Origin of the sequence: Geodermatophilus obscurus DSM 43160 (assembly GCF_000025345.1) — a bacterium.
Classification (GTDB): domain Bacteria; phylum Actinomycetota; class Actinomycetes; order Mycobacteriales; family Geodermatophilaceae; genus Geodermatophilus; species Geodermatophilus obscurus.
The window spans coordinates 3,768,014-3,792,375 of record NC_013757.1 but is presented as its reverse complement, the minus strand read 5'-3'; the positions used below and the strand labels follow the sequence as shown (position 1 = coordinate 3,792,375).

Here is a 24,362-nt window from a genome sequence, read left to right as displayed (position 1 = left end):
CTCCTCAGTACGCGAACTGGAGGACGTCGTCGTCCTCGCGGGACTCCGGCGTCCCCTCCGCCGGGGTGCCGGGGGCGGGCGCGGGGTGGTCGGGAGCGTGGTCCCCGGTGGTCACGCCGCGGCGGACGAAGCGGGTGATCAGCCACAGCTCGACGACGGCCAGGGCGCCGTAGACGAGGGTCAGCAGCGTCAGCGACGTCCAGACCTCGGCGGCGGTGACGCCGGGGGAGACGGCCTGGGCGGTGAAGAAGTACGTCTGCTCGCCGACCGGCACGTCCGGGTTGGGGTGGACGACGAACGGCTGGCGGCCCATCTCGGTGAAGACCCACCCGGTCGCGTTGGCCACGAAGGGCGCGGCGACGGCGAGCAGCGAGCCGTACACGCCGATCTGCGAGGTCGGCACCCGGCCCTTCCGGGTGGCCCACAGCGCGTAGGCGGCGACTCCGGCGGAGACCGCGCCCATGCCGATCATGAGCCGGAAGCTCCAGTAGCTGACCGCCAGCAGGGGCGTGTAGTCGATCTCCTCGCCGGCCAGCGCGCCGAACCGCGACGGGTCGTCGGGGTAGGTCTCCCCGTAGACCGCGGCGTACTCCTCCTGCAGCTGGTTGACGCCGGGGACGGCGCTGGAGAAGTCGCCGTGGGCGAGGAAGGACACCAGCCCCGGGATGGTGATCGAGTGGACGTCGTCGCACTCGTTGGAGCCCAGCTTGCTCCAGGCGAGGACGGAGAAGGGTGCGGGCGCCTCGGTCTCGCAGAGCGCCTCGGCCGAGCTCATCTTGAGCGGCTGCTGCTCGTACATGAGCTTGCCCTGCCAGTCGCCGGTGAGGGCGACGAGGACGAACGCGGCGAGCGACACCCAGCCGCCCAGCCGGACCGAGCGCCGCCACACGGCGTGGTCGACGTCCGTGGTCGGCTGCCCGGCCAGCGCCCGCCGGCGCAGGTGCCACAGGCCGATGCCGACCAGCAGGGCGCCGGCGACCATGAGCGCGGCGACGACCGCGTGGCTGAAGGCGGCCAGCGCGGTGTTGTTGGTCAGCACGGCGAGGAAGTCGACCTGCACGGGGCGGCCGGTGGTGTCGTCGACCTCGACCCCGACCGGGTGCTGCATCCAGGAGTTGGCCGCGATGATGAAGTACGCGCTGACGATCGAGCCGATGACCGCGGCCCACAGCGCGGCGAGGTGCAGCTCCTTCGGGATGCGGCCCCAGCCGAAGATCCACAGGCCGAGGAACGTCGACTCGAGGAAGAAGGCCAGCAGCGCCTCGAGGGCCAGCAGCGAGCCGAAGACGTCGCCGACGAAGCGCGAGTACTCGCTCCAGGCCAGGCCGAACTGGAACTCCTGCACCAGGCCCGTGGCCACGCCGAGCACGAAGTTGATCAGGTAGATGCGGCCCCAGAAGCGGGTCATCCGCAGCCACTCGGGCTTGCCGGTGCGTACCCAGAGGGTGTGCATGACGGCGACCAGGACCCCCAGGCCGATGGTCAGCGGGACCATCAGGAAGTGGTAGACGGTCGTGATGCCGAACTGCCAGCGCGCGATGTCCACCACGTCGATGTCCAGGACGTCCACGGCGGGCCCCTCTCCGGTCGTCGTACGATCGACGAGTTCTTTCTACGCCTCGTAGAACCAGAGCTTCTACGGCATGTAGAAAAGTCCGGTGTGATCCCGGGGACAGGAGGAGCCGTGGCGTCGCTGGGAGACCTCGAGCGGGCGGTCATGGACCGGCTCTGGTCGGCCGAGGGGCCGCTGGCGGCCGCCGAGCTGCGGGACGGCCTGGCCGACCGCGGCCTGGCGCTGACCACCGTGCACACCGTGCTGAGCCGGCTGGAGCAGAAGGGCTTCGTCGTCCACGACGACGCCCGGCCGCGGCGCTTCCGGGCCCGGGGCACCCGGGAGGACCACGCCGCCGAGCTGATGCACGAGGTGCTCGGGCAGTCCGGGGACCGGCAGGCCGTGCTGGCCCGGTTCGTCGGCGGGGTGGACCCGGACGAGGCGCGGCTGCTGCGCGAGCTGCTGGCCGCGGCCGGTCCGGACGACGCGCCGCGCTGACCTCCCCGCCGTCCCCGTGCTGCCCGCGACCGCGGCCGCCCTCGCCGTGCTGGCCGCGCTGCTGGCGTGGCCGGTCCCGGCGCTGCTGGCGCGTGCCCGCTGGCCGCGGCGGGATCCCCTGGTCGCGCTGGTCTGCTGGCAGGCGATCGGGCTGGCCGGCGGCCTGTCGATCATCGGCGCCCTGCTCGTGCACGGCCTCGCGCCGTGGGGCCACTCGCTGCCAGAGGCGGCCTGGTCGGTGCTCACCGGGCACCCCGCTGAGGCGCCGGTCCGCGGCGACCACTGGGTCGCCCTGACCCTCGCCGGCGTGCTGGCCACCGAGCTGGTCGGCGTCCTGCTGCTCTCCTGGGTCCGGACGACCCGCACCCGCCGCCGGCACCGCGAGCTGCTCGAGCTCGTCGTCCAGCCGGCCGAGCTCCCCGACGCCCGGCTGCTGGAGCACCCCGCCCCCGTGGCCTTCTGCATCCCCGGCGCGCGGCCGCTGCTGGTGCTCTCCTCCGGGATGGTCGCCGAGCTCGACGACGCCCAGCTGGCCGCCGTCGTCGCGCACGAGCGGGCGCACCTGCGCGAGCACCACCACCTCTACCTGCTGCCGTTCGTGGCGTGGGAGGCCGCGCTGCCGGTGCTGCCCGCCGCGGCGCGCGCGCACGTCGCGGTGCGCACGCTCGTGGAGATGCGCGCCGACGACGTCGCGCTCGCCTCGCTGCCCGGGCCCGCCCCTCGGCGGACGCTGGCCCAGGCGATCGTCGTCGCGGCCGGCGGCGCCGGGGGAGCGGGCGTGCCGTCCGGGGCGCTCGCGGTCACCGGCAGCGCGGTCGGAGCGCGGGTGGTGCGGCTGATCGAGCCGCCGTCCCCGCTGCCGGCCTGGGCGCGGGCGGCGGCGCTGCTGTCGGCCGGTCTGCTGCTGCTGGTCCCGACCGCGCTGCTGCTGCTGCCGGCTGCGCTCTAGGTGTCTGCCCCCGCGCCGCCCGAGCCCCCGACGGCGCCCACCCCGGCGTCGATCATGGTGTCGTTGCCGACCCGGACGGCGTGTCGGCGCGTGTCGCCTGCACCAACCCCATGATCAACCGCGCGGACGGCGGGCAGGTCGCCGGGCCTGCGGCGGGGGAGCAGGCTGGCGGACGTGTCCGAGACCGCCGTGACCCCGTTCCGCGTCGACGTGCCGCAGGCGGAGGTCGACGACCTCGCCGAGCGGCTGCGCCGTACCCGCTGGCCGGTCGGGCAGGACCTCCCCGGCGACCGCGGCATCCCGGTCGAGCGGGTGCGCGCGCTGGCCGAGCGGTGGGCGTCGGGGTGGGACTGGCGGGCGCAGGAGGCGGCGCTCAACGCCTGGCCCCAGGTCACGACGGCGGTCGACGGCACCCGCGTGCACGCCCTGCACGTGCGGTCCCCGGAGCCGGACGCCGTCCCGCTGGTGCTGCTGCACGGCTGGCCCGGCTCGGTGGTCGAGTTCCTCCGGGTGCTCAGGCCGCTCAGCGATCCTGGAGCGCACGGTGGCGACCCGGCCGACGCGGTCCACCTCGTCGTCCCGTCGCTGCCCGGGTACGGCCTCTCCGGGCCGACACCGGACGGCGGGTGGACGCCGGCGCGGATAGCCCGCGCGGTCGCCGAGCTGGTCGCCCGGCTCGGCTACGACCGCTACGTCGTCCACGGCGGCGACTGGGGCTCGAACGTCGGGCGCGACCTCGCCGCCGCCGACGCGGCGCACGTCGCCGGGCTGCACGTGACGATGACGCCCGGGCCGCCTGCGGAGGGCGATCCGGTCGCCGAGGAGAAGGTGGCGCGCTACGCCCGCGAGCTGTCCGGCTACGCCAAGCTGCAGGGCACCCGGCCGCTGTCCCTGGCCCCGGCGCTGACCGACTCCCCGGCCGGGCTGCTGGCCTGGATCGCCGAGCGGTTCGCCGAGTGGACCGACCCGGCGAGCGAGGTCGACGTCGACCAGCTGCTGACCAACGTCGCCGTCTACTGGTTCACCCGCACCGGGCCCTCGTCGGCGCAGCTCTACTGGGAGCGCGCGCACGTGCCGGCGCCGGACTGGTCGCGGGACGTGCCGACCGGGGTGGCGGTGCTCCCGCACGACCTCTTCCGGCCGCCCCGCGCCGCGGTGGAGCAGGCGGTCGACCTGGTCTCGTGGACCGAGTTCGACCGCGGTGGCCACTTCGCGGCGATGGAGGTCCCCGACCTGCTGGTCGAGGAGCTGCGCCGGTTCGTCCGCGCCGTTGCACGGTGAGCGCGGTCAGGTGGCCCGGGCCTCTGCTACCGGCGTCCTGAACCCTGCCGGCGCTCCGGCCGAGGCGCGACGGCCGGCGCCAGGACCGCGTACCCCGCCGCGACCGCTCCGCTGATGACCGCCGCCCTCCGATAGGGCGCCGAGCGCGCGAGCGGCACCATGCTCGCCGCGTGCAGCAGGTCCACTCCGGAGCCGACGCGGACGGTCCGCGCTGCCGGAACGGCCAGCACGGCGCCGTGCTGGACCACCAGCCGGGCACCCAGCAGCGGCACCGCCCAGCGCCGGGACCGGGGCAGCTCGGGGCACAGGGCGTCGACGACCCGCCCCGGCGCGGCGAGCAGGGTGAGCCCCCAGACGGCTCCGGCGCCGCTGAGCAGTCGGGTGAGCCGGCGGCGCCGGTCGTCCACGGTCACGGGTCGTGCCTCCGCTCCTCCGAGGTGGTCCGGTCGGGAGGTCGTGCTGTGCCCACCAGTGTGGGCAGAGCACGACCTCCTCGGGGAGAGGGGATCGGGTCAGGCGGCCGGCACGGCGGCGCGGCGGCCGGCCGGGACGGCGGTGGTCGCGTCCACGTTGCCCGGCAGCGGGGCGAAGCGACGCAGCCGCAGGCTGTTGGTCACCACGAACACCGAGCTGAACGCCATCGCGGCGCCGGCGATCATCGGGTTCAGCAGCCCGGCCATGGCCAGCGGGACCGCCGCGACGTTGTAGGCGAAGGCCCAGAACAGGTTGCCCTTGATGACGGCGAGGGTGCGGCGGGCCAGCCGGATGGCGTCGGCCGCGGCCCGCAGGTCGCCGCGCACCAGCGTGAGGTCGGAGGCCTGGATCGCCACGTCCGTGCCGGTGCCCATCGCCAGCCCCAGGTCGGCCTGCGCCAGCGCCGCGGCGTCGTTGACCCCGTCGCCGACCATCGCCACCACCCGGCCCTCGCCCTGCAGCCGGCGGACGACGTCGACCTTGTCCTGCGGCAGCACCTCGGCGACCACCTCGTCGATGCCGACCTCGGCGGCGACCGCGCGGGCCACGGTGGTGTTGTCCCCGGTCAGCAGCACCGGGTGCAGGCCCAGGTCGCGCAGCTGGCGGACCGCCTCGGCCGAGGTCTCCTTGACCGCGTCGGCGACGGCGAGCACCCCGCGGGCGACACCGTCCGCGGCGACGAGCACGGCGGTCCGGCCGTCCGCCTCCGCGGTGGCCTGCGCGCGCTCGAGCTCCGCCGGCACGGTCACGCCTGCGCCCGCCAGCAGGCCGGCCCGCCCGACGAGCACCGCCGTCCCGTCCACGACGCCACGCACGCCCAGCCCCGCCTCGTTGGCGAAGCCGGTGACCGGCCGTAGCGGGCCGGTGCGCTCGGCCGCGGCCTCGACGACGGCCCGGGCGACCGGGTGCTCGGAACCGGACTCGACCGCGCCGGCCAGCGCCAGCACCCGGTCGGCGTCCTCACCGGCCGCGGGGACGACGTCCTGCAGGGTCATCCGGCCGGTGGTCACCGTGCCGGTCTTGTCGAGCACGACCGTGTCGACGGCACGGGTGGACTCCAGCACCTCGGGGCCCTTGATGAGGATGCCCAGCTGGGCGCCGCGGCCGGTGCCGACCATCAGCGCGGTCGGCGTGGCCAGCCCCAGCGCGCACGGGCAGGCGATGATCAGCACCGCGACCGCGGCGGTGAACGCCGCGGGCAGGCCGGCGCCCGCGCCGATCCAGAAGCCGAGGGTCGCGACGGCGAGCGCGAGCACGACGGGCACGAAGACGCCGGAGACGCGGTCGGCCAGCCGCTGCACCTCGGCCTTGCCGTTCTGCGCCTCCTCGACCAGCCGCGCCATCTGCGCCAGCTGGGTCTCGGCGCCGACCCGCGTGGCCCGCACGACCAGCCGGCCGCCGGCGTTGACGGTGGCGCCGACGACCGAGTCCCCGGGGGCGACCTCCACCGGCACCGACTCGCCGGTGAGCATCGAGGCGTCGACGGCCGACGCGCCCTCGGTCACCACGCCGTCCGCGGCGATCTTCTCCCCGGGCCGGACGACGAACAGGTCGCCGACCGCGAGCCGGTCGACCGGCACCCGGGTCTCGGTGCCGCCGCGCAGCACCGTGACCTCCTTGGCGCCCAGCTCCAGCAGCGCGCGCAGCGCCGCCCCGGCCCGGCGCTTGGAGCGGGCCTCGACGTACCGGCCGGCCAGCAGGAACGTGGTCACGCCCGCCGCGGCCTCGAGGTAGATGTTCGCGCTGCCGTCGGTGCGGGCGATGGTGAGCTCGAACGGGTGCGTCATGCCCGGCTCGCCGGCGTTGCCGAGGAACAGCGCGTACAGCGACCAGAGGAACGCCGCGCCGGTGCCGAGGGAGACCAGGGTGTCCATGGTGGCCGCGCCGTGCCGCAGGTTGGTCCAGGCGGCGCGGTGGAACGGCAGCCCGCCCCACACGACGACCGGCGCGGCGAGGGTGAGCGAGAGCCACTGCCACGAGGTGAACTGCAGCGCCGGCACCATCGCCATCGCGACCACCGGCACCGTGAGCAGGGTCGACACCAGCAGCCGCTGCCGCAGTGGCCGCGTGGGATCGTCCTCCGCCGGCTCGGCCTCCGGCGCGGGTGGCTCGGGCAGGGCGGCGGTGTAGCCGGTCTTCTGGACGGTGGCGATCAGGTCGTCCGTCGTGACGTCCCCGGCGACGCTGACCCGCGCCTTCTCGGTGGCGTAGTTGACCGTGGCGGTCACGCCGTCCATCCGGTTGAGCTTCTTCTCGACGCGGGTGGCGCAGGACGCGCAGGTCATGCCGCCGATCAGCAGCTCGACCTCGCCGGTCCGGACGTCGGGGGTGCTCATCGTGGGTCTCCTCAGCCGCCGTGCCCGTGGCCGGCCGGCTCGTCGGGTGCCGCGCTCCCGGTGATGGGGACCGTGAACGCGGCGGTGTGCACGGCGTCGCCGTGCCGGAAGTCGAGGAACAGCCGGTACGTGCCGGTGGACGGCGCGGTCGCGGCGAACTCCACGTGCGGCCCCGGGGCGGGGGCCACGGCGTCGTCCACGACGGGGTGCACGTGCAGGTACTCCAGGTCGCCGTCGCGCAGTGCGACCAGGTGCCCGTAGGCGCCGAGGTAGGGCTGCAGATCCGTCACCGGGCGGCCGTCCCTGCTCACGCTGAAGGTCAGCTCGGCCTCGGCACCGGGGGTCAGGTCCCCGGCCAGGACGACGGTGTAGCCGTCGACCTCGGTGACCGCGGCGGGCTCCGGCAGCGGTCGTGGGTCGTAGTCGCCGGCCACCTGCAGGTCGCCGGTCAGCGCGAGGTCCGTCCCGGCGGACGCCGGGGTCGTGTCGGCGACCAGCCGCCAGCTGCCCGGGGTGAGGGTCAGCGGCGCCCGCCACGTGCCGTCGTCCCCGAGGTCGGGGTGCACGTGCTGGTAGCCGGTCAGGTCGCTGCGGACGGCGACCAGGTGCAGGTCCTCGCCGTGGTCCTCGGTGTACTCCGTCACCGGGCCGCCGTCTGGGCCGAGGACGCGGAACTCCACCGCCGCCGTCCCCGCGGCGGGACGCTCCTCGAGGACGTCGAGCACGTACCCGGTGCCCGCGGGGGCCTCGTGCGCGGTCGCCGGCGCGGCCGCGGACGGGTGTGCCTCCGGGGGGCGGATCGGCCCGACCGCCGCACCGACGCCGACCGCGGCGGCGAAGACGGCACCCAGGCCTCCGGCGACCACGGCGAGCCGTGCCGGCGTCTGCATGACGGGTCCTCTCCCTCGCGCCGGCTCAGCCGACGGCGACCTGGTAGCCGGCCTCCTCGACCGCGGCGCGGACGGCGCCGTCGTCGACGGGCTCGGTGCTGGTGACGGTCAGGCCGCCGCTGGCCAGGTCGACGTCGACGTCGGTGACCCCGGGGACGGCGCTGACCTCCTCGGTCACGGCGTTGACGCAGTGGCCGCAGGTCATGCCGACGACGGTGTAGCTCGCGGTGCTCACGATCGGTTCCTCTCGGGTGGGTGGGTCAGGACCGGACGAGCCGGGCGATCGCCTCGGACGCCTCGCGGACCTTCTCGTCGGCCTCGCGCCCGCCGGCCTGTGCGGCCTGGACGACGCAGTGCGACAGGTGCTCCTCGACCAGGCCGAGGGCGACCGACTGCAGCGCCTTCGTCATCGCCGAGACCTGGGTGAGGATGTCGATGCAGTACTTCTCGTCCTCGACCATCCGCTGCAGCCCGCGGGCCTGACCTTCGATGCGGCGCAGCCGCTTGAGGTAGTCGTCCTTGCGGTGGATGTAGCCGTGCTGGCCGGCTCCGGTGCTCTCCAACGGGTGTCCTCCCGACGCGTCGCGGTGGGGCGCTCGAGAAGAACCATACCCCCCTAGGGCATTTCGCGCAGTGCGCCGTCCGTCACTCGCGTGTGCCCCGGTCCCGCAGCCGGTCCACGGTGGCCTGCAGCCGCTCGCTGTCGGCCCGGGCGTCGGCCAGTTCGTCCTGCAGCCCGAGGATCACCTCGGCGGACGCCAGCGTGTGCCCCTCGTCGAGCAGGCCGCGCAGCCGGGCGGCCAGGGTGAGCTGGTGGCGGGAGTAGCGGCGGTGCCCCCCGGGGGAGCGGTGCGGCTGGAGGACGCCGGCGGTGTCGAGGCTGCGCAGGAAGGCCGCTTGGACACCGAGCAGCGCGGCGGCCTGGCTCATGGTCAGCACGGGGAAGTCCGGGTCGTCCATGCGCTCGACCCGCCCTCCTGCCGGGTCCCCGTCCCGGGTGCCGGGTGCGGTCATGGCGGTCCTCCGGGTCTCAGATGGCACGAGGGCCGGGTCCGCCTGGACCCGGCCCTCGGGGACTCGCCGCCGATCAGCTCTCGACGGACCTGCGCTCGGACGACTCGCCCTCGATGGTGCGCCCCTCGACGGCGGTCGGGGTGTCGGCGCGGGTGACGCTGATCTTGCGGGCCCGCGCCTTCTCGGCGACCGGGATGCTCAGCGTGAGCACGCCGTCGTGGTAGTGGGCCTCGAGCCGGTCGGTGTCCAGGCTGCGGCCGAGGACGAGCTGCCGGGTGTAGCTGCCGTACGGCCGCTCGGCGATCGCCCACTCGGCGTTCTCCAGCTGCGGCACCGAGCGCTCCGCGGTGACGGTCAGCGTGGTGCCCTCGACCTGCAGATCGATCGAGCCGGGGTCCACGCCGGGCAGGTCGAAGTGGGCGACGAAGTTGTCGCCGACGCGGTAGGCGTCCATCGGCATGCCCGACAGCGGGCGGGCGGTCAGCCCGCCGCCCCGGCCGGTCAGCTGGTCGAGCGCCCGGAAGGCGGCGTTCGTGGCGGCGAACGGGTCGTAGGCGGTCAGCATGGCCATGGCTGTGTCAACCTCCTGGATGTCGTGCTGGCGAGTTCGCTGCCCGAGGTGAACCTCTAGCGGCGACTTGAGATTACCTCGTACGGGCACTGGAGTAAACATCCATCGCGCGGCTTTGTTCGGCTGTCCGTCGAGCGGTCGGCACGACAGGACCACGCCGGTGCCTGCTGCCGGGCCTCCCGCAGCTGACGGGCGGGATGCGGATGCCCACGCGTGATCTGCGGCCTCCCGGGGCAGGAGACGACCGTGGACGACACCAGTGCCTCCCCAGCGCAGGGGGAACCGGAGCGGCAGCGGAACGGCGACGCGGAACCGGAGGTGACCACCGACCTGGACGGCGACGTGGCGACGCTGACCCTGGGCGGCGAGCTGACCGAGGGGGCCCGCCGGCCCCTGGTCCGGACGATGACCGACCTCATGCTGGGTCGACCGCACCTGCGGCGGGTGCGTCTGGACCTCCGCGCGGCCACCTACCTGAACTCGGCCGGCATGGCCGTGCTGGTGCAGCTGCAGAAGCTCGGCCAGCCGCGGGGTGTGGACGTCGCGCTGGTGGCGCCGCCGGTGGCGGTGGCCCGGCCGCTGCAGCTGTCCGGCCTGTGGCTGCGCTTCCCGATCGAGGAGGACCAGGCGGTGGAGGACGACCGCGTGGACCGGGAGGGCGGTCCCGGCTGAGGACCGGTGTCGCGGAGGGCGCGCCGCGGTGCAGCTCCTAGCCTGACCAGGTGCCGCCGAGCCACTCCCACAGCCACGGTCCCGACCCGGACGCGCCGCCGCCGACCCCGGAGGTCCTGACCCGCAGACGGCGCGCGGTCTGGCTCATGCTCCTGCTGCTCGTGCCGGTGGGCCTGGCCACGGTCGTCGGGCTGGTGGTGCTCTGGCCCGGCGACGAGCCGACCCGCGCCGAGCAGGCAGCCGAGCTGTTCCTCCCGCCGGGCACCACCTACCCCGAGGGGCGGGTGTCCGGCGTCGAGCCGTTCGACTGCTCGGTGCCCGGCGGCCAGGGCCAGGTGGCGCAGCAGCTGACCTGCGCCACCGTCGTCGTGCAGGTGCTCGACGGGGACGGCGCGGGGGAGTTCCAGCAACTGACGCTCCCGGCCGAGATCTACGCCGCAGGCATCTCCGAGGGCGACGTCCTGGTGCTCACCCGGGACGCCGCCGCCGAGGGCGGTGGCGGGTACGGGTTCTACGACTACGACCGCGACTTCCCGATGGTCGCGCTGACCGTCCTCTTCGCCGTCGTGACCGTCGCCGTGGCCCGGCTGCGCGGGCTGGCGGCCCTGTTCGGGCTCGCGTTCGCCTTCTTCGTGATGCTGCAGTTCCTGCTGCCCGGCCTGCTCGGCGACTCCTCGCCGACGCTGATCAGCCTGGTCGGCTCGGCGGCGATCATGTTCGTCGTCCTCTACCTGGCGCACGGCTTCTCCGCGCGGACGACGACGGCGCTGGTGGGCACCCTCTTCGGCCTGGCACTGGTCGCCGTCCTCGGCGCGGTGTCGGTGGCCACGGCGCGGCTGACCGGCCTCACCAGCGAGGAGACCACGCAGCTGCAGACCTTCGACCCGGCGCTGGACTTCTCCGGCCTGGTGCTCGCCGGTGTCGTCGTCGCGGGGCTCGGCGTGCTCAACGACGTGACGATCACCCAGGCCTCGGCGATCTGGCAGCTGCACGAGGTCGACCCGGGGATGACCTGGCGCGAGCTGTACCGCCGCGGGATGGTCGTCGGCCGCGACCACATCGCCTCGACGGTCTACACGATCGTCTTCGCCTACGCCGGCGCCTCGCTGCCGCTGCTGATGCTCTTCGAGGTCTACGCCCAGCCCTGGGACGTCGTGCTGACCACGTCCAACCTGGCGGAGGAGGTGATCCGCACGCTGGTCGGCTCCATCGCGCTGGTGCTCGCCGTCCCGGTGACGACGGCGGCCGGCGCGTTCTTCGCCAAGGCCGCCAGCACCGCGGCCGGCGCGGCCACCGAGCAGCGGATGACCGCCCTGCGGGCCCGGTTCGCCCGATGAGCGCGGATCGGCCCCAGGAAGGACCCCCTGCCCCCCACCGCTCGCACGCGCGCGGCGGGCCCCTGCAGGGGGCCGAACGGGACGGGGTCCTTGCACTGCTCAGCGCCGCCCGCGCCGCCCCCGGCTTCATGCCCGACGACGAGGGGACGGCGCTGTACGAGGCGGCCCGCTCGGTCGCCGTCCCCGGGCCGCTGCTCGAGGTGGGCACGTGGATGGGGAGGTCGGCGCTCTACCTGGCCGCGGCGGCCCGGGAGACCGGCCGGCTGGTCGTCACCGTCGACCACCACCGCGGGTCCGAGGAGCACCAGCCCGGCTGGGAGTACCACGACCCGTCGCTGGTCGACCCGGCCGTCGGGCTGGTCGACACGCTGCCGCGCTTCCGCCGCACGATCGCCGACGCCGGCGCCGAGGACGTCGTGGTCGCCGTCGTCGCCCGCTCCGAGACGCTCGCCCCGCTGTGGACCACACCGCTGGCGCTGCTGTTCCTCGACGGCAGCCACACCGAGGAGTCCGCGCGCCGCGACCAGGACGCCTGGGTGGCCAAGCTCGCCGTCGGCGGGACGTTGGCCATCCACGACGTCTTCCCCGACCCCGCCGACGGCGGGCAGGCGCCCTACGGCGTCTACCGGCGGGTGCTGGCCTCGGGTGACTTCGAGGAGCTACCCGGCACGGGCTCGCTGCGGCTGCTGCGCAGGCTGCGGTGACCGATCCGCTGGAAGCGGAGCGGGACGCGGCCCGGAGGCAGATCGCGGCGCTCACGCGGGAGTTCGACCAGGTCGTCGACGCGTCGAGGCAGTCCAACGCCGACGACGAGCACGACCCCGAGGGCGCCACGATCGCCTTCGAGCGGCAGCAGGTGGCCGCCCTGCTGGAGGCGGCGCAGCGCCGGCTCGCCGACGTCGACGCGGCGCTCACCCGCCGGGCCGAGGGCGGCTACGGCGTCTGCCAGACCTGCGGCCGGCCGATCGCACCCGAGCGGCTGGCCGCCCGTCCCGCCGCGCGCACCTGCATCACCTGCGCCACCTGACGGCCCCCTTGCAGGGTCCCGCTCGCGAGCTCCCGAGCGGTGGGGGGCAGGGGGTCCTCTCTCAGGAGACGTAGCGGCGGGCGGTGGAGGTCCGCTGGGCGTGCTCGAGCGCGGCGAAACGGGCCTCCGCGTGCGGCGGCAGCACCCGACGCTCGCGCACCACCCAGTGGATCCCGCGCGCGGCGGCCCACAGGCCCTGGGCGGTCACCCGGTCGCGGGGCAGGGTGCGCAGCAGGTGTGCGGTGCGGCGCAGTGCCGGGCGGGCGGGACGGCGCAGCCACGTCGTCCAGAGGGTGTTGCGGATGCCGTCGCGGCGCCGGCGGTGGGAGTCCCGCGCCTTGGACGCCTGGTGGTGCACCGTCAGCGCGGGCAGGTAGCACAGCTCCCACCCGGCGGCGGCCAGGTCGCCGGCCATCAGCTCCTCCTCGCCGCCCAGCCACAGCCGCTCGGAGAAGCCGCCGACCTCGGTGAACGCCTCCCGGCGCAGCACCGAGGCGCCGGCGAGGAAGGAGCCCAGCGCCGGCCCGGGCAGCCAGTCGGCGCCGCGGACGGGGGAGTCGCGCAGCTCGGGCACGATGGGGTCCTCGCGGCCGCCCGGCTCGACCAGGATGCGCGCGGTCACCACCGCCAGGCGCGGGTGGCCGTCGAACACGTCGGCCGCGGTGCGCAGCGAGCCGGGGTCCCACCAGGTGTCGTCGTCGCAGAAGGCGACGTAGGGGGTGTCCACCCGGGCGACGCCGACGTTGCGGCCGATCGCGCCGAGGTTCTCGGGGCTCGCGACCAGCTCCACCTGCGGGAACCGTTCGGCGATCGCCTCCGCCGTCCCGTCGGTGGAGCCGTTGTCGACGACGACGACGTGCGGCCGCTCGGGGAGCGCGATCAGCCGGGACAGCGCCAGCAGCACCTCGTCGCGGCGCTGGTGGGTGATGACGACGACGGACACCCGCGGGTCCCGCCGGCCCTCCTGCAGTAGAAGGACCCCGTCCTCCCCACCCTTTGCAAGCTCAGGGTGGGGCCCGGGACGGGGCCGGGGGTTGGATGGGCGCTCGTCCGTCACGCCGCGGCCTCGGCCAGCACGCGCAGGTCGGCGCGGACGCTCTCCGGGATCGGCTCCCGGCGGCGCAGGGCGGCCGGCAGCTCGCGCAGCGCGCGCAGCAGTCCCCGCCGCTCGGGCCCGGTGCGCACCGCAGTCAGCACCAGGCGGCCCACTTCGGGCCACGGTCGGCGCATCACCGCGGTGAGCAGCCGGCTGCGCCAGATCGCCGTCCGCCGCTGTTCCGGTGCGTGCCGCCTGGTCGAGGGGTGGTGGTGCACGGTGACCCCGTCGACGTAGGCGATGCCCCAGCCGGCCGCGGCCAGGTCCAGCGACAGCCGCTCCTCCTCGCCGGGGAAGCGGACGACGGGGTCGAAGCCGCCCACGGCCAGGAAGGCCTCGGTGCGCACCATCGCACCGCAGGCGATGAAGCCCAGCAGCGCCGGGCCGGGCAGGTCCTCCGGCGTCCCCAGCGGGCTGCGGGCCAGCTCGGTGCAGAAGGAGTCGAGCCGCTCCTCGGGCCCGACCAGGATCCGCGCGTTGAGCACCGCCAGCCGGGGGTGCGCGCGCATGACCTCCACGGCGCGGGCGAGGTCGCCCGGCGCCCACCACGAGTCGTCGTCGGCGAAGGCCACGAACTCGGTGCCGGCGCGCTCGACGCCGAGGGTGCGCGCGTAGGACCCGACGTTGCTCTCCAGCGGGACGACGGTGACCTCGGGCAGGGCCGCCCGCACCGCCTCGACGGTGCCGTCGGTGGAGGCGTTGTCGACCAGCACGACCGGCGCCTCGTGACGCGGCAGGGTGGCGAGGAGGTCCTCGCGGCGGTTCTGGCTCATGACGACGACGGCGACGTCGCCAGGGATGGGGTCGCCGGGACGGGCGGAGCTGCTCACGGCCTCCCCCTGCCCGCGCCGCCGGGCAGCCAACCGGCGGTCTCCTGTGACGCCTCCGTCCCGGCCTCCGACAGCGCGCCCGGGTCGGTGAACAGGCCGGACGCCGCGCTGGCGCCGGAGAGGGCATCGGCGGCGAGGACGACGGCCGCCGCGGTCCACGTCGTCCGCTCGACCGGCCAGCGGGCGTCGTCGGGGTAGACGTAGCCGGTCCAGTACGACCCGTCGTCCGCCCGCAGGTGCTGCATGGCGGCCACCTGTTCCAGCGCGGCGTCCGGCCGGCCGGCGGCGGCCAGCGCGAGCGCCAGCTCGCAGGTCTCCGCGCCGGTGACCCACGGCCGGTCGGCGACGCAGCGCGCGCCCAGTCCGGGGACGACGAAGCGGTCCCAGCCGGTGGCCAGCCGGGCGTCGGCCGCGGCGCCGGTGACCGCTCCGCCGAGCACCGGGTAGTACCAGTCCATCGAGTAGCGCGACCGGTCCGCGAACGCGTCCGGCCGGGTGCGCAGCGCGGTGCCCAGGTCGGCGACGGCGAGCTCCCAGTCCGGCTGCGGCCGGCCGGCCAGGGCGGCCAGGGCGACGCCGCAGCGCAGCGCCTGGAACAGGCTGGCGTTGCCGGTGAGCAGCGCGGTGTCGTCGGCCGTGCCGTCGGGGCGCAGCGCCCAGCCGACCGCGCCGCCGGGCAGCTGCATGCGGGTCACCAGGTCCAGGCCGCGGCGCACGACCGGCCACAGCGTGACGACCAGCTCCTCGTCGCCGGTGAGCAGCCAGCTGTGCCAGACGCCGACCGCCAGGTAGCCGGCGTGGTTGCTCTCCGCGGCGGGGGAGACCTCGACGCCGCCCCGGTACTCGGCCGCCCACGACCCGTCCGGCCGCTGCCGGCGGGCCAGCCAGCGGTAGGCCGCCCGCGCCCGGGCGTGCTCGCCGCCGACGTCGAGGGCCATCGCCGCTTCCACCATGTCCCAGGGGTCCAGCCGGCCACCGCGGAACCAGGGCAGCGCGCCGTCGGCCTCCTGCTCGACGGCGATCGCCGCCACCGTGGCGCGCACCTGCTCCCCGCTCAGCACACCGGGCAGCTCGGGGAGCAGCTCAGACAGCGGTCCGCTCCAGCTCGGTCTCGCCGGCCGTGGCCGCGCCCGCCGGCTTCTCCGCGTAGACGACCAGGCTCTTGCCGATCACCGGGTCGAGCAGCCGCTCGGCGGTGCGGGTGAGCCACGGCCGCTCCGTCAGGTCCCACACCAGCAGCCGGTGGTAGGCGCGCACGGCGGCGGGGTCCCGGTCGACGCCGACGGCGCACTTGAGCCACCAGAACGGCGCGTGCAGCGCGTGCGCGTGGTGCTGCTCGCCGGGCACCAGCCCCGCGGCGGCGAGGCGGGCGCGCAGCACGTCGCCGCGGTAGATCCGGATGTGGCCGCCCTCGTTGGCGTGGTAGGCGTCCGACAGCGCCCAGCAGACCCGCTCCGGCCCGTACCTCGGCACCGTCACCGCGACCGTGCCGCCGGGTCTGAGCACCCGGGCGATCTCGGCCATCGCGGTCCCGTCGTCGGGGATGTGCTCGAGCACCTCCGAGGCGATCACCCGGTCGACGCTCTCATCGGGGAAGGGCAGCGCCAGCAGGTCGCCGCGCACCACCTCGTAGGCCGCCCCCGCCGGGGCCTCGCCGGCCTCCGCGATCGCGCCCAGCCAGCGCTTCGTCGTCCCGACCTCGGACACGCCCCGGTCGACGGCGACCACCCGCGCGCCGCGCCGGTAGGCCTCGAACGCGTGCCGGCCCTCGCCGCAACCCAGGTCCAGGACGGTCATCCCCGGCCGCAGGTCGAGCAGGTCGTAGTCGACGGTCAGCACGGTGTCCCCGGTTCGACCCCGGACCCGATCCGCTCCTCGGTCGCCGTCCCCCGCGAGCGGGAGGTGCCCCCAGCACGCGGCGGTGCTCCCTCGCCCGTCGTCCTCACGGGCGCGCCTTCCGTTCCAGCACCTCGCGGTACCACTCCGCCGTCCGCTCGGCGGCCGACCGCCAGGTGTAGGAGGCCAGCACCCGCCGCCGGCCGGCCCGGCCCAGCTGGTCGGCGAAGGACGGCGAGTCCAGGACCAGCTGCAGCGCCGCGGTGAGCTCGCCGACGTCCCCGGCGCGCACCCGCAGGCCGGCCTTGCTGCCCACGACCTCCGGCAGCGCCCCGGCGTCGGTCGTGACCAGCGCGGTGCCGCAGGCCATCGCCTCGATCGCCGGCAACGAGAAGCCCTCGTAGAGCGAGGGGATGGCGACGACGGCGGCACCCTGCAGTAGCCGCACGAGGTCGGCCTCGGGCAGCGGGCCGGTGAAGCGGACGGCGTCGCGCAGCGCCAGCCGGTCGAGGGCGGCCTCCGCCGGGCCGCCCGGGCGCGCGGTGCCGACGACGGTCAGCCGCACCGGCCGCTCGGTGCGCAGCTTCGCGACCGCCTCGAGCAGGTGCACCAGCCCCTTAAGCGGGACGTCGGCGCTGGTGGTGACCACGATGGAGTCCGGGTCGCGGGAGCGGTCGGCCGGCGGCGGGGTGAAGACGTCGGGGTCGATGCCCACCGGGACGATCCGGATGGCGTCCGCCGGGACGCCGAGGTGGGTCTCGATGTCGCGGCGGGAGTTCTCCGAGACGGTGGTGACGCCGTCCAGCTGCGGGGCCACGCGGGCCTGCATGCGGGTGAAGCCGTACCAGCGGCGCAGCGTCAGCCGGCGGCGCAGCGAGGGTGCGGCGGCGAGCTCCAGGTCGCGGTCGATGGCGACCGGGTGGTGCACGGTGGCCACGGTCGGCACGCCGGCGCGGGTGAGCTGCAGCAGGCCCGTGCCCAGGCTCTGGTTGTCGTGCACGAGGTCGAACTCGGCAGCGCGGGGCAGCAGCAGCCGGGCCGCCCGCAGGCTGAACGTCAGGGGTTCGGGGAAGCCGGCCGTGCACATCGTGGCGTACTCGAGGACGTCGATCCGGTCGCGGAACTCCGATGGCCGCGGGGTGCGGAACGGGTCGGGCTCCCGGTACAGGTCCAGGCTCGGCACGCGGGTGAGCGGCACGCCGTCGTCCAGCTCGGGGTAGGGCTGGCCGCTGAACACGGTGACCCCGTGACCGAGGGCGGTGAGTTCGCGGGAGAGGGCCCGGACGTAGACGCCCTGGCCGCCGCTGTGCGGCTTGCTGCGGTAGGACAGCAGTGCGATGCGCAACAGCCGTCCCATGGTCGGCGACTCTAACCAGCCCTGGTCACCGACCGTTGCGGGGAGCCCTGCGCTGCGGCGTCGTCGGGGTGCTGACAGGATCGCGTCCGTGCTGCGCCACGTCGTCCTGTTCACCTGGTCCGACGACGCCGACGAGGAGCGCCGGGAGCAGACCCTGGCCGCCCTGCGCCGGCTGCCCGAGGAGGTGGGCGGGATGACCTCCTTCGCCGTCGGCCCCGACGCCGGGCTGCGCGAGGGCAACGCGCACACCGCGCTCGTCGCCGACTTCCCCGACGTCGAGGCCTGGCGGCGCTACGCCGACCACCCCGTGCACCTGCAGGTGATCGCCGACCACGTTAAGCCGATCCTCGCCGCGCGCAGCGCCGTCCAGTACGAGGTCTGAAGAAGGACCCCCTCCTCCCCACCCCTCGCAGGCTCGGGGCGGGACCCTGGAGGGGCCGCCTCCAGGGCACCGCCACTCGCGAGCTCGCGGCGGGGACCCTGCAGGAAGGCTGTTCCAGTACGTCACCGAGCTCGCGGCGGGACCCTGCACGGGGGCCGTTGCACCACCTCATCAGGCCCCGCACGGGGTTACCGTCGGCGGCATGAGGAAGGACCCTCCTGCCCACCGCCACTCGCCAGCTCGCGGCGGGACCCTGCAGGAGGGCCGGCGCGCCCGTCGCACCGCCCTGCTCGCCACGGGCTTGGTCGCCGGCGCGGTCCTGACCGGCTGTGCGTCGGGCGCCGACGTCCGCGAGGCGGCGTCCACCGCAGCGCCCTCGCCGTCCGCCGGAGCCACGGCGGCGACGTCCGCCGCTCCCGACCTGGCCGCCGGGCTGCTGCCCGCCGAAGCGTTCGGCCCCGGCGCCCGGGTGCTCCCGCTGCCGGGCGAGCAGCTGTCCCGGGGCACGCTGGCCGGCATGGGCTCGCCGGCCGGCGTCGAGGTCACGCCCGGGTCGTGCACCGCGGCCCTCCAGGCGCTGCCGGTGCACCAGCCGCCGGCCGCCGACGACCTCGCCGCGCAGGTCGCCGTCCGGGGGACGACGTACACCGCCGAGCTGCTGGCCGTGGCCGGACCCGCGGCCGAGCTCGTCGGCCGGGTGCCCGATCTGGTCGCCCGGTGCCCGCAGGCGACGGTCAGCTCCCCGGAGCACGGCAACGCCACGGTCGACCTGGCGACGTTCGACGTGCCCGACCTGGGCGACGCCGCGGTGGGGGTGTCGGTGGAGGTCGTGGTCACGCAGCCCGGCGGCGCCCAGCGGGAGGCCTCCGGCCTGGTCGGGCTGGTGCGCGACGGCGATCGGGTGGTCACGCTGGCCACCGGCGACCGCGGAGGCGCCCAGCCCGATCGCGCGGCGTTCACCGCGCTGCTCGAGCAGGCGTACGACACGCAGGCCGCTCCGGACTGACACCCTCCCGGCCGGGCGTCCACAGCCGTCCGGCCGGTCCACAGATGTCCCCGCGCGGCCCGTCCGGGCACGTGCGGCGGCGAGGGTCGCCGGCATGGACGACTCCACACGCCCTCTGGTGTCCCTCACCGACTCCGCCGACGTCGCCGCCGCGCTGCCCTACCTCGTCGGGTTCCACCCGCACGAGTCGGTCGTCCTGGTGGCACTCGGTGGGCCGACCGGCAACCGGGTGGGCCTCACCGTCCGCGCCGACCTGCCGGCCCGGGCCGCCTCCGCCGCGGTCACGACGGCGCTGGCGCGCAGCGTCGCGACCGACGACCCGGCCGGTGTCGTCGTCGCGGTGGTGTCCGAGGCACCCGACGACCGCGGTCGACTGCCCGACGGTGACGACGTCCCGGGCCTGCCGCACCGCGACGTCGTGCACGACGCCGTCGTCACGCTGGCCGCGCTGGACATCCCGGTGCGGGACACCCTGCTCGTGCGGGGCGGCCGGTGGTGGTCCTACGACTGCCCCGAGGCCTGCTGCGCCCCCGGGGCCGGCGAGCCGCTGCCCGGCGGCGTGTCCGTGCTGGCGACCGCCTCGGCGGCCGCCGGGCAGGTCGTCGCCCGCGACCGCACGGCCCTGGAGGCACGGATCGCGCCGCTCGACGGCCCGGCCCGGGCCGCGATGGAGGAGGTCACCTGGCGGCTGGTGGACCGCCGTGCCCGGCCCGCGCGCGAGGACCCGGACGCGGAGGCCCGCCGCTCGTGGGACGCGGTGCTGCGGGCCGTGCGGCGCTGCCGGCCGCGAGCGGTCGGCCGGCTCCCCGACCGCGAGGTGGCCGGCGTGCTGTGGGCGCTGGCCGACGTCCGGGTGCGCGACCGCGCGCTCACCCTGGCGCTGGGGGACGACGCCGCCGCGGCCGAGCTGCTGTGGACCGAGTGCACCCGCCGCGCCCCGGCGCCCATGGACGCCGCCCCGGCCACGCTGCTGGCGGTCAGCGCGTGGCTGCGCGGGGACGGCGCGATGGCGAACGTCGCGCTGCAGCGAGCGCTCGACAGCCGCCCCGCCTACACGCTGGCGAGGCTGCTGGCCGACGGGCTTGCCGCCTGCCTGCCCCCGGCCGAGCTGCGGGCCATGCTCGTCACCGTGACCGCCGACCCCGACGAGGTGTGGGCCGCGGGGTGAGTGCGGGTCCGCCGCTGCGAGCGAGGCCGCGGAACCCAGGCCCCGTCCCAGGCGCCGCCCTGAGCTCGGGAAGGGTGGGGAGGACGGGGTCCTCCACCGGAGGGTGGGGACAGGTCCTTCCTCAGAGCAGCTCGGGGCGCTGCCAGTCCTGGCCGTGGACGTGCTCGGCCAGGAAGGACAGTACCGTCTCGTACCAGACCTGCGCGTTGCCCGGGGTAACGAACGGACCACTTCGCTTCGGCGGGGGATGGTCGAGACGCGGGGTACAGCACCACACAAGAACGCGACCGCCCCGGATGTGGGTCCGAGACGGTCGCTTGATCGAACGCCACGCAGGACGCGAACGACCCATGCTCCACGGTACCGACGTCCACGACGAGGACAGCGCGCTCACGCCGCCGCCCGCTGCAACCGCAAACCGAGGGCCTCGGCCACGTCGTCGGCACCGGGTACTGTGGGCCCGCCCAGGTCGGCCAGGGTCCACGCGACGCGGAGGACAACGGCCTAGCGAAGGTTGCTCATACATGACGGCTGGGTAGTGTTTCCCGAATGCTCACAAGAGCGGACCTCTCCGTAGCCCCTCTCCCTAGCCCTATGGGCGTTCCCTCGACGGCATGAATCGGCGCTGGAATCCCTATACAAAGGCGTTGGCGAACTACTGGCCGCGCCGACGCAGAGGCGGCACGTCGAGCGGCGCTGCTTCGCTCAGCGGGCGTGGTGGTCCGATGAGCGCCCGGCATCGGGCCGAAGACCTCAACCAGGTGTCCCTGACGGATCTGCTCGCCACCGACGAGCACTCACCCCAGACAGTGCTGGTGGACCTGTTCTATCCCACCCCACGTGGCGACCGGCAGATCACCGTTCGGCGGCTGTCCGACCCTGAACAGAGTTCGTGATCTCCGCCGAGCTCCCACCGTGAGCAGCCACGGAAGGACACGACGCGAGGGCGCCGAGCGCCCCCTCGGGGAGTGGCGGCCCTGGGGCTGGTGACTGCGACAAGGGGCTGCAGGCGTCCAGCCGTCCACCGTTCGATGGGGTTCACGCAATCCGCAGGACAACGGTCTAGCCGAAGTAGCCCCAAATCCGACGCTAGTCCATCGTCTTGCGTCGTTGGAGGGAGATCAGTCAGACCAGACGATCACCGATACAAGAACGGTGCCATCGTCCGGCTCCAAGGTGGCGACAGTGGCCGCTGCGACAACTTCCCCCCCATCGCTGCGTACACAGACGGTGTCACCTACGCCCACAGTCACGCTGCGCTCCGGCAGTCGGGTAAGCCGGTCGTCACATCCTTCCGGAGTGGGGGGCCCCGCTCCTTCCCACGCAACGATGGGACGTACACCGAAGGGCACGGAATACATGTCGGCGGAGGATCCCGTGACCAACTCAGCACCGATATCCATGTAGTTCATGCCTGCGGTGGCATCCGGCGGCACGGTGTCCAAGTTCGCTCTACCAAGCCGTATCTCTCCGGGCCCGTACAGCACGGAGTGCGCTGACCCCGTCGCGGTCCCTGCAGTCGGGACGGCGGTCGTGCCTGCTGACGTGCTCGGAGCCGCAGTCGTTTCCTGGGCCGTCGTCGCCGTCGATCCTGTCGCCGTAGATGGTCCGCTAGGAGTGGGGAACGCTCCCTTGGACTGTCCGATGTAGACGACCGCCACAGCGAAGATCCCGCCGACGAGGGATCCCGCCACCGCGAGCAACAGAGGATGCGTCCGGCGGCCGGGGGGTGGTGGCGGGACATGCGACATGCTGGGCTCCGCACGGATTCAGGGGCTGCGAAGTCGAACGGTATCGACCGCGGCGACTTCCCACCGCCCGAGGACGGGCACCGCCAGACGCCAGGCGACCCGAAGGACACCCGTCTAGCCGAGCACACCCCCGGCAAACCATGTCTAGTACCGCGGCAGGCAACCTTCGCCCTAAAGACGGCCCAGAGACACACGCGCCGCTCGGTCACACCATAGGGGCGCGGCGCTGGACCAGGACGCCGACCACCGGGTTGAGGACCACGAGCGCGAGCCAAGACAGCCGGGCGGCGGCAGAGGAGGCCAGGTACGCCACCGGGATCGACGCGAGAAACACCGCCGGGGGGACGAGCTGGGGCACCAGCAGAAGCCGTATCCGCCGGGGTGACGGCGGCTCGTTCATCAGCCCGTCCCGCCACGCCACCAGGAACATCACCGCCTCCGTCGAGGAGATCACCGCGACGTTCCCGGCGAAGACGGCCGTCGTCAGCGGCTCTCGGTACTGCCCCAGCGCGTCGGTGCTGAACGGCAGCAGCACCACGAACACGAGTACCACGAGGTTCACGGTGATGAAGCGTCCGCTGAGGTGGTGCAGCCCCCCGACGAAGGCGTGGTTGGCACGCCAGTAGAGGGCGACGATGGTGAAGGCCAGCAGGAAGGCCAGGATCTCGCTTCCGTATGCCGCCCACAGGGCGGCAGGGTCGGTCCAGGCCTCCGGCGTGTCCTTGGCGTCCAGCGTGGTGACCAGCAGGGTGAGCGCGACGGCGTAGGTCCCGTCGAAGAACGCGAGCGCGCGGTCGAACTCCGATGTCTCCCGAGCGAATCGCGGTGCTCCCGGGTTCGGTTGGAGCGAAGCCACACCCGCAGGGTCGCAGTTCGCGCCGGACGGCGGCGGGTGCGGCGGTCCGGGTCGGGGCGCCTCGTCCCGGCGCGCGGTGCGGCGCGACGGTGTGCCGCCTGTCATCACAGGTGTCCCTGGCTGGACCGCTCAGGGCGAACGTTGCCGGACGCGGCACTAGCTTGCCGCTGCCGGGGCCACTGCCAGACTGCCGATACAGCAACGAGGCGGTGCGCCCGGATGAGCGACAAGGCGACCGGAGGTGCGGGACCCCAACGGTTCGTCGTCCTCGCTTCTCAGCCCACGACCGAGCGGAGCACCACCATGAGCAACCCTCCCAGCTACGGTCCGCAGCCGGGCGACGGCCCGCAGCCGGGTCACGGCCTCCCGGAGGGCTACGGCCCCCCGCCGGGTTACGGCCCCCCACCGGGCTACGGCCCCCCACCGGGCTACGGCCCCCCACCGGGCTATGGCCCGCCACCAGGGATGCCGCCGCAGGGTCCGCCGCCCAAGAAGCCGATCTATAAGCGGATGTGGTTCTGGGTCGCGGCCGTTGTCGTGCTGGCCGTCTTCGGGTCCGCGCTCGGCGGGGGAAGCGCGGAGACCAGCACGGCCACGCCGACGCCCGCCCGGGTCACGGTGACCCAGCAGGCCCCCACCCCGGCACCCCGGACGGTGACGGTCACGCCGACCCCTCCGTCTGCTCCGGCACCTGCACCTGCACCTGCACCTGCACCTGCACCGGCACCAGCACCGGCACCGGCACCGGCACCGGCACCCGAGCCCGAGCCCGAGCCCGAGCCCGAGCCCGATGGGACGGTCAGCCAGCAGAGTGCCTTGGACAAGGCGGAGCAGTACCTGGACGTCGTCGGCGGCTTCTCCCGCGACGGGTTGATCCAGCAGTTGACGACCGGCTCTGGTTTTTCCACCGAGGACGCGACCTGGGCCGTCGACCATCTGGACGTGGACTGGAACGAGCAGGCCGCGGAGAAGGCCAGGCAGTACCAGGACGTCATCGGCGGATTCTCCCGTAGCAGCATGATTCAACAGTTGACCGCCGGGTCTGGATTCACCCAGGCGCAGGCCGAGTACGGGGCCGACGCCGTCGGGCTCTGACGCACCGAACGAGGCCCCTGTCCGACCGGGCAGGGGGCCCCGGCTTCATCCGTCGGTCAGCTTGCGGCGAGCCGGATGCGGACCAGGGCGGCGGTGTGCGGGAAGCCGAAGCCGACCCGGCAGGTGGCCCGGACGGCGACCCGGTCACTGATGAAGAACACCGCTCGGCGACCCACGCGACCGTGGGGTCGGCGGTGACGGCGGGCAGCCGGACGGAGGGAGCGGTCGGCCGCAGCACCCGCGAGCACAGCGGGTTGAGCGCCACCGAGGCGGCCAGGACGGGCTTGGTGAACAGGTCTTCGACCTGCTCGGGGGTCAGGAGGGATCCGGCGGTGCCGGTGGTCAGGGTCATGCGCGCTGGCTCCGAGAGTCAGCCCCGGTACG

The 24,362-nt window shown here is 74.7% G+C and carries 27 protein-coding genes and 1 pseudogene; 12 read left to right on the top strand and 16 right to left on the bottom strand.

Features of this window, described 5'->3' with window-relative positions; all coding sequences use genetic code 11:
• Positions 1 to 4 precede the first annotated feature (4 nt).
• Positions 5 to 1,570: a cytochrome ubiquinol oxidase subunit I gene (locus GOBS_RS17630; RefSeq protein ID WP_012949621.1), complete on the bottom strand. Its 1,566-nt coding sequence runs from the start codon at positions 1,568 to 1,570 to the stop codon at positions 5 to 7.
• A 114-nt stretch (positions 1,571 to 1,684) separates the two neighbouring features.
• Between GOBS_RS17630 and GOBS_RS17625 the strand changes: the two genes are divergently transcribed.
• The 3 genes from GOBS_RS17625 to GOBS_RS17615 all read left to right on the top strand — a co-directional run bounded on the left by GOBS_RS17625 (position 1,685) and on the right by GOBS_RS17615 (position 4,280).
• On the top strand, positions 1,685 to 2,050 hold the full coding sequence (locus tag GOBS_RS17625; protein WP_012949620.1) for a BlaI/MecI/CopY family transcriptional regulator: 366 nt from the start codon (positions 1,685 to 1,687) through the stop codon (positions 2,048 to 2,050).
• Between the two features lie 16 nt (positions 2,051 to 2,066).
• A complete protein-coding gene (locus tag GOBS_RS17620; protein ID WP_012949619.1) occupies positions 2,067 to 2,999 on the top strand; it encodes a M56 family metallopeptidase in 933 nt (310 codons plus the stop codon).
• Between the two features lie 174 nt (positions 3,000 to 3,173).
• Complete coding sequence (locus GOBS_RS17615) at positions 3,174 to 4,280, top strand: epoxide hydrolase family protein (protein WP_012949618.1); 1,107 nt, start codon at positions 3,174 to 3,176, stop codon at positions 4,278 to 4,280.
• A gap of 26 nt (positions 4,281 to 4,306) precedes the next feature.
• Here GOBS_RS17615 and GOBS_RS17610 read toward each other — a convergent pair whose 3' ends face one another.
• The 7 genes from GOBS_RS17610 to GOBS_RS17580 form a co-directional block, all read right to left on the bottom strand.
• Positions 4,307 to 4,693: a hypothetical protein gene (locus tag GOBS_RS17610; RefSeq protein WP_012949617.1), complete on the bottom strand. Its 387-nt coding sequence runs from the start codon at positions 4,691 to 4,693 to the stop codon at positions 4,307 to 4,309.
• A 99-nt stretch (positions 4,694 to 4,792) separates the two neighbouring features.
• Complete coding sequence (locus GOBS_RS17605; RefSeq protein WP_012949616.1) at positions 4,793 to 7,090, bottom strand: heavy metal translocating P-type ATPase; 2,298 nt, start codon at positions 7,088 to 7,090, stop codon at positions 4,793 to 4,795.
• An 11-nt stretch (positions 7,091 to 7,101) separates the two neighbouring features.
• Positions 7,102 to 7,980 carry a hypothetical protein gene (locus tag GOBS_RS17600; protein WP_012949615.1) on the bottom strand — a complete coding sequence of 293 codons (879 nt, stop codon included), beginning with the start codon at positions 7,978 to 7,980 and terminating at the stop codon, positions 7,102 to 7,104.
• Positions 7,981 to 8,005: 25 nt separating this feature from the next.
• Positions 8,006 to 8,215, bottom strand: coding sequence for a heavy-metal-associated domain-containing protein (locus GOBS_RS17595; RefSeq protein ID WP_012949614.1), 210 nt, complete (start codon positions 8,213 to 8,215; stop codon positions 8,006 to 8,008).
• A gap of 25 nt (positions 8,216 to 8,240) precedes the next feature.
• Positions 8,241 to 8,543: a metal-sensitive transcriptional regulator gene (locus GOBS_RS17590; RefSeq protein WP_012949613.1), complete on the bottom strand. Its 303-nt coding sequence runs from the start codon at positions 8,541 to 8,543 to the stop codon at positions 8,241 to 8,243.
• Between the two features lie 82 nt (positions 8,544 to 8,625).
• Entirely contained in the window at positions 8,626 to 8,994 is a 369-nt protein-coding gene (locus GOBS_RS17585; RefSeq protein WP_012949612.1) for a helix-turn-helix domain-containing protein, read from the bottom strand.
• A gap of 73 nt (positions 8,995 to 9,067) precedes the next feature.
• Positions 9,068 to 9,565, bottom strand: coding sequence for an Hsp20/alpha crystallin family protein (locus GOBS_RS17580; protein ID WP_012949611.1), 498 nt, complete (start codon positions 9,563 to 9,565; stop codon positions 9,068 to 9,070).
• Positions 9,566 to 9,811: 246 nt separating this feature from the next.
• Between GOBS_RS17580 and GOBS_RS17575 the strand changes: the two genes are divergently transcribed.
• The 4 genes from GOBS_RS17575 to GOBS_RS17560 are packed head-to-tail and all read left to right on the top strand — an operon-like array spanning position 9,812 to position 12,601.
• Positions 9,812 to 10,237, top strand: coding sequence for an STAS domain-containing protein (locus GOBS_RS17575; protein ID WP_012949610.1), 426 nt, complete (start codon positions 9,812 to 9,814; stop codon positions 10,235 to 10,237).
• Positions 10,238 to 10,287: 50 nt separating this feature from the next.
• The gene (locus tag GOBS_RS17570; RefSeq protein WP_012949609.1) at positions 10,288 to 11,574 is read left to right on the top strand and encodes a YibE/F family protein; all 1,287 of its coding nucleotides are present in this window, start codon (positions 10,288 to 10,290) and stop codon (positions 11,572 to 11,574) included.
• Positions 11,571 to 12,278 (top strand): class I SAM-dependent methyltransferase, encoded by a 708-nt coding sequence (locus GOBS_RS17565; RefSeq protein WP_012949608.1) that lies wholly within the window; start codon positions 11,571 to 11,573, stop codon positions 12,276 to 12,278. The genes GOBS_RS17570 and GOBS_RS17565 overlap by 4 nt, the downstream gene beginning before the upstream one ends.
• Entirely contained in the window at positions 12,275 to 12,601 is a 327-nt protein-coding gene (locus tag GOBS_RS17560) for a TraR/DksA family transcriptional regulator (RefSeq protein ID WP_012949607.1), read from the top strand. The genes GOBS_RS17565 and GOBS_RS17560 overlap by 4 nt, the downstream gene beginning before the upstream one ends.
• 61 nt (positions 12,602 to 12,662) lie before the next feature.
• Here the strand turns inward: GOBS_RS17560 and GOBS_RS17555 are convergent, their stop codons facing one another.
• The 5 genes from GOBS_RS17555 to GOBS_RS17535 form a co-directional block, all read right to left on the bottom strand.
• Positions 12,663 to 13,544, bottom strand: coding sequence for a glycosyltransferase family 2 protein (locus GOBS_RS17555; RefSeq protein ID WP_243697530.1), 882 nt, complete (start codon positions 13,542 to 13,544; stop codon positions 12,663 to 12,665).
• 110 nt (positions 13,545 to 13,654) lie between these two features.
• Positions 13,655 to 14,527, bottom strand: coding sequence for a glycosyltransferase family 2 protein (locus tag GOBS_RS17550; RefSeq protein ID WP_012949605.1), 873 nt, complete (start codon positions 14,525 to 14,527; stop codon positions 13,655 to 13,657).
• Complete coding sequence (locus tag GOBS_RS17545; RefSeq protein WP_243697529.1) at positions 14,524 to 15,588, bottom strand: prenyltransferase; 1,065 nt, start codon at positions 15,586 to 15,588, stop codon at positions 14,524 to 14,526. The genes GOBS_RS17550 and GOBS_RS17545 overlap by 4 nt, the downstream gene beginning before the upstream one ends.
• Before the next feature lie 22 nt (positions 15,589 to 15,610).
• On the bottom strand, positions 15,611 to 16,366 hold the full coding sequence (locus GOBS_RS17540) for a class I SAM-dependent methyltransferase (protein ID WP_012949603.1): 756 nt from the start codon (positions 16,364 to 16,366) through the stop codon (positions 15,611 to 15,613).
• Between the two features lie 103 nt (positions 16,367 to 16,469).
• Positions 16,470 to 17,720 (bottom strand): glycosyltransferase family 4 protein, encoded by a 1,251-nt coding sequence (locus GOBS_RS17535; protein WP_012949602.1) that lies wholly within the window; start codon positions 17,718 to 17,720, stop codon positions 16,470 to 16,472.
• Between the two features lie 88 nt (positions 17,721 to 17,808).
• Here GOBS_RS17535 and GOBS_RS17530 point away from each other — a divergent pair, with 88 nt between their 5' ends.
• The 3 genes from GOBS_RS17530 to GOBS_RS17520 all read left to right on the top strand — a co-directional run bounded on the left by GOBS_RS17530 (position 17,809) and on the right by GOBS_RS17520 (position 20,276).
• Complete coding sequence (locus GOBS_RS17530; protein ID WP_012949601.1) at positions 17,809 to 18,102, top strand: Dabb family protein; 294 nt, start codon at positions 17,809 to 17,811, stop codon at positions 18,100 to 18,102.
• A gap of 202 nt (positions 18,103 to 18,304) precedes the next feature.
• Positions 18,305 to 19,108 carry a hypothetical protein gene (locus GOBS_RS17525; protein WP_012949600.1) on the top strand — a complete coding sequence of 268 codons (804 nt, stop codon included), beginning with the start codon at positions 18,305 to 18,307 and terminating at the stop codon, positions 19,106 to 19,108.
• A gap of 94 nt (positions 19,109 to 19,202) precedes the next feature.
• Entirely contained in the window at positions 19,203 to 20,276 is a 1,074-nt protein-coding gene (locus tag GOBS_RS17520) for a DUF4192 domain-containing protein (RefSeq protein ID WP_012949599.1), read from the top strand.
• Between the two features lie 390 nt (positions 20,277 to 20,666).
• Here GOBS_RS17520 and GOBS_RS29810 read toward each other — a convergent pair.
• Positions 20,667 to 20,762, bottom strand: a pseudogene (locus GOBS_RS29810) (hypothetical protein); the annotation flags it as partial.
• Positions 20,763 to 20,890: 128 nt separating this feature from the next.
• Between GOBS_RS29810 and GOBS_RS27685 the strand changes: the two are divergent.
• Positions 20,891 to 21,172 carry a hypothetical protein gene (locus GOBS_RS27685; protein WP_166487444.1) on the top strand — a complete coding sequence of 94 codons (282 nt, stop codon included), beginning with the start codon at positions 20,891 to 20,893 and terminating at the stop codon, positions 21,170 to 21,172.
• 1,060 nt (positions 21,173 to 22,232) lie between these two features.
• Here GOBS_RS27685 and GOBS_RS17515 read toward each other — a convergent pair.
• Complete coding sequence (locus GOBS_RS17515) at positions 22,233 to 22,883, bottom strand: TMEM175 family protein (protein WP_041241563.1); 651 nt, start codon at positions 22,881 to 22,883, stop codon at positions 22,233 to 22,235.
• Positions 22,884 to 23,699: 816 nt separating this feature from the next.
• On the opposite strand from GOBS_RS17515, the gene GOBS_RS28275 reads away from it, so the two are divergent.
• Positions 23,700 to 23,978, top strand: coding sequence for an Ltp family lipoprotein (locus tag GOBS_RS28275; protein ID WP_049788358.1), 279 nt, complete (start codon positions 23,700 to 23,702; stop codon positions 23,976 to 23,978).
• Between the two features lie 56 nt (positions 23,979 to 24,034).
• On the opposite strand, the gene GOBS_RS28935 is transcribed toward GOBS_RS28275, so the two are convergent.
• Entirely contained in the window at positions 24,035 to 24,154 is a 120-nt protein-coding gene (locus tag GOBS_RS28935) for a phage major capsid protein (RefSeq protein WP_166487443.1), read from the bottom strand.
• Positions 24,155 to 24,362: the final 208 nt, after the last annotated feature.

Coding starts and splice junctions, on each gene's coding strand:
- GOBS_RS17605 (WP_012949616.1), bottom strand. CDS start 7,090: ATGAGCACCCCCGACGTCCGGACCGGCGAGGTCGAGCTGCTGATCGGC.
- GOBS_RS17600 (WP_012949615.1), bottom strand. CDS start 7,980: ATGCAGACGCCGGCACGGCTCGCCGTGGTCGCCGGAGGCCTGGGTGCC.
- GOBS_RS17585 (WP_012949612.1), bottom strand. CDS start 8,994: ATGACCGCACCCGGCACCCGGGACGGGGACCCGGCAGGAGGGCGGGTC.
- GOBS_RS17580 (WP_012949611.1), bottom strand. CDS start 9,565: ATGGCCATGCTGACCGCCTACGACCCGTTCGCCGCCACGAACGCCGCC.
- GOBS_RS17565 (WP_012949608.1), top strand. CDS start 11,571: ATGAGCGCGGATCGGCCCCAGGAAGGACCCCCTGCCCCCCACCGCTCG.
- GOBS_RS17535 (WP_012949602.1), bottom strand. CDS start 17,720: ATGGGACGGCTGTTGCGCATCGCACTGCTGTCCTACCGCAGCAAGCCG.
- GOBS_RS17525 (WP_012949600.1), top strand. CDS start 18,305: ATGAGGAAGGACCCTCCTGCCCACCGCCACTCGCCAGCTCGCGGCGGG.
- GOBS_RS17520 (WP_012949599.1), top strand. CDS start 19,203: ATGGACGACTCCACACGCCCTCTGGTGTCCCTCACCGACTCCGCCGAC.
- GOBS_RS27685 (WP_166487444.1), top strand. CDS start 20,891: ATGAATCGGCGCTGGAATCCCTATACAAAGGCGTTGGCGAACTACTGG.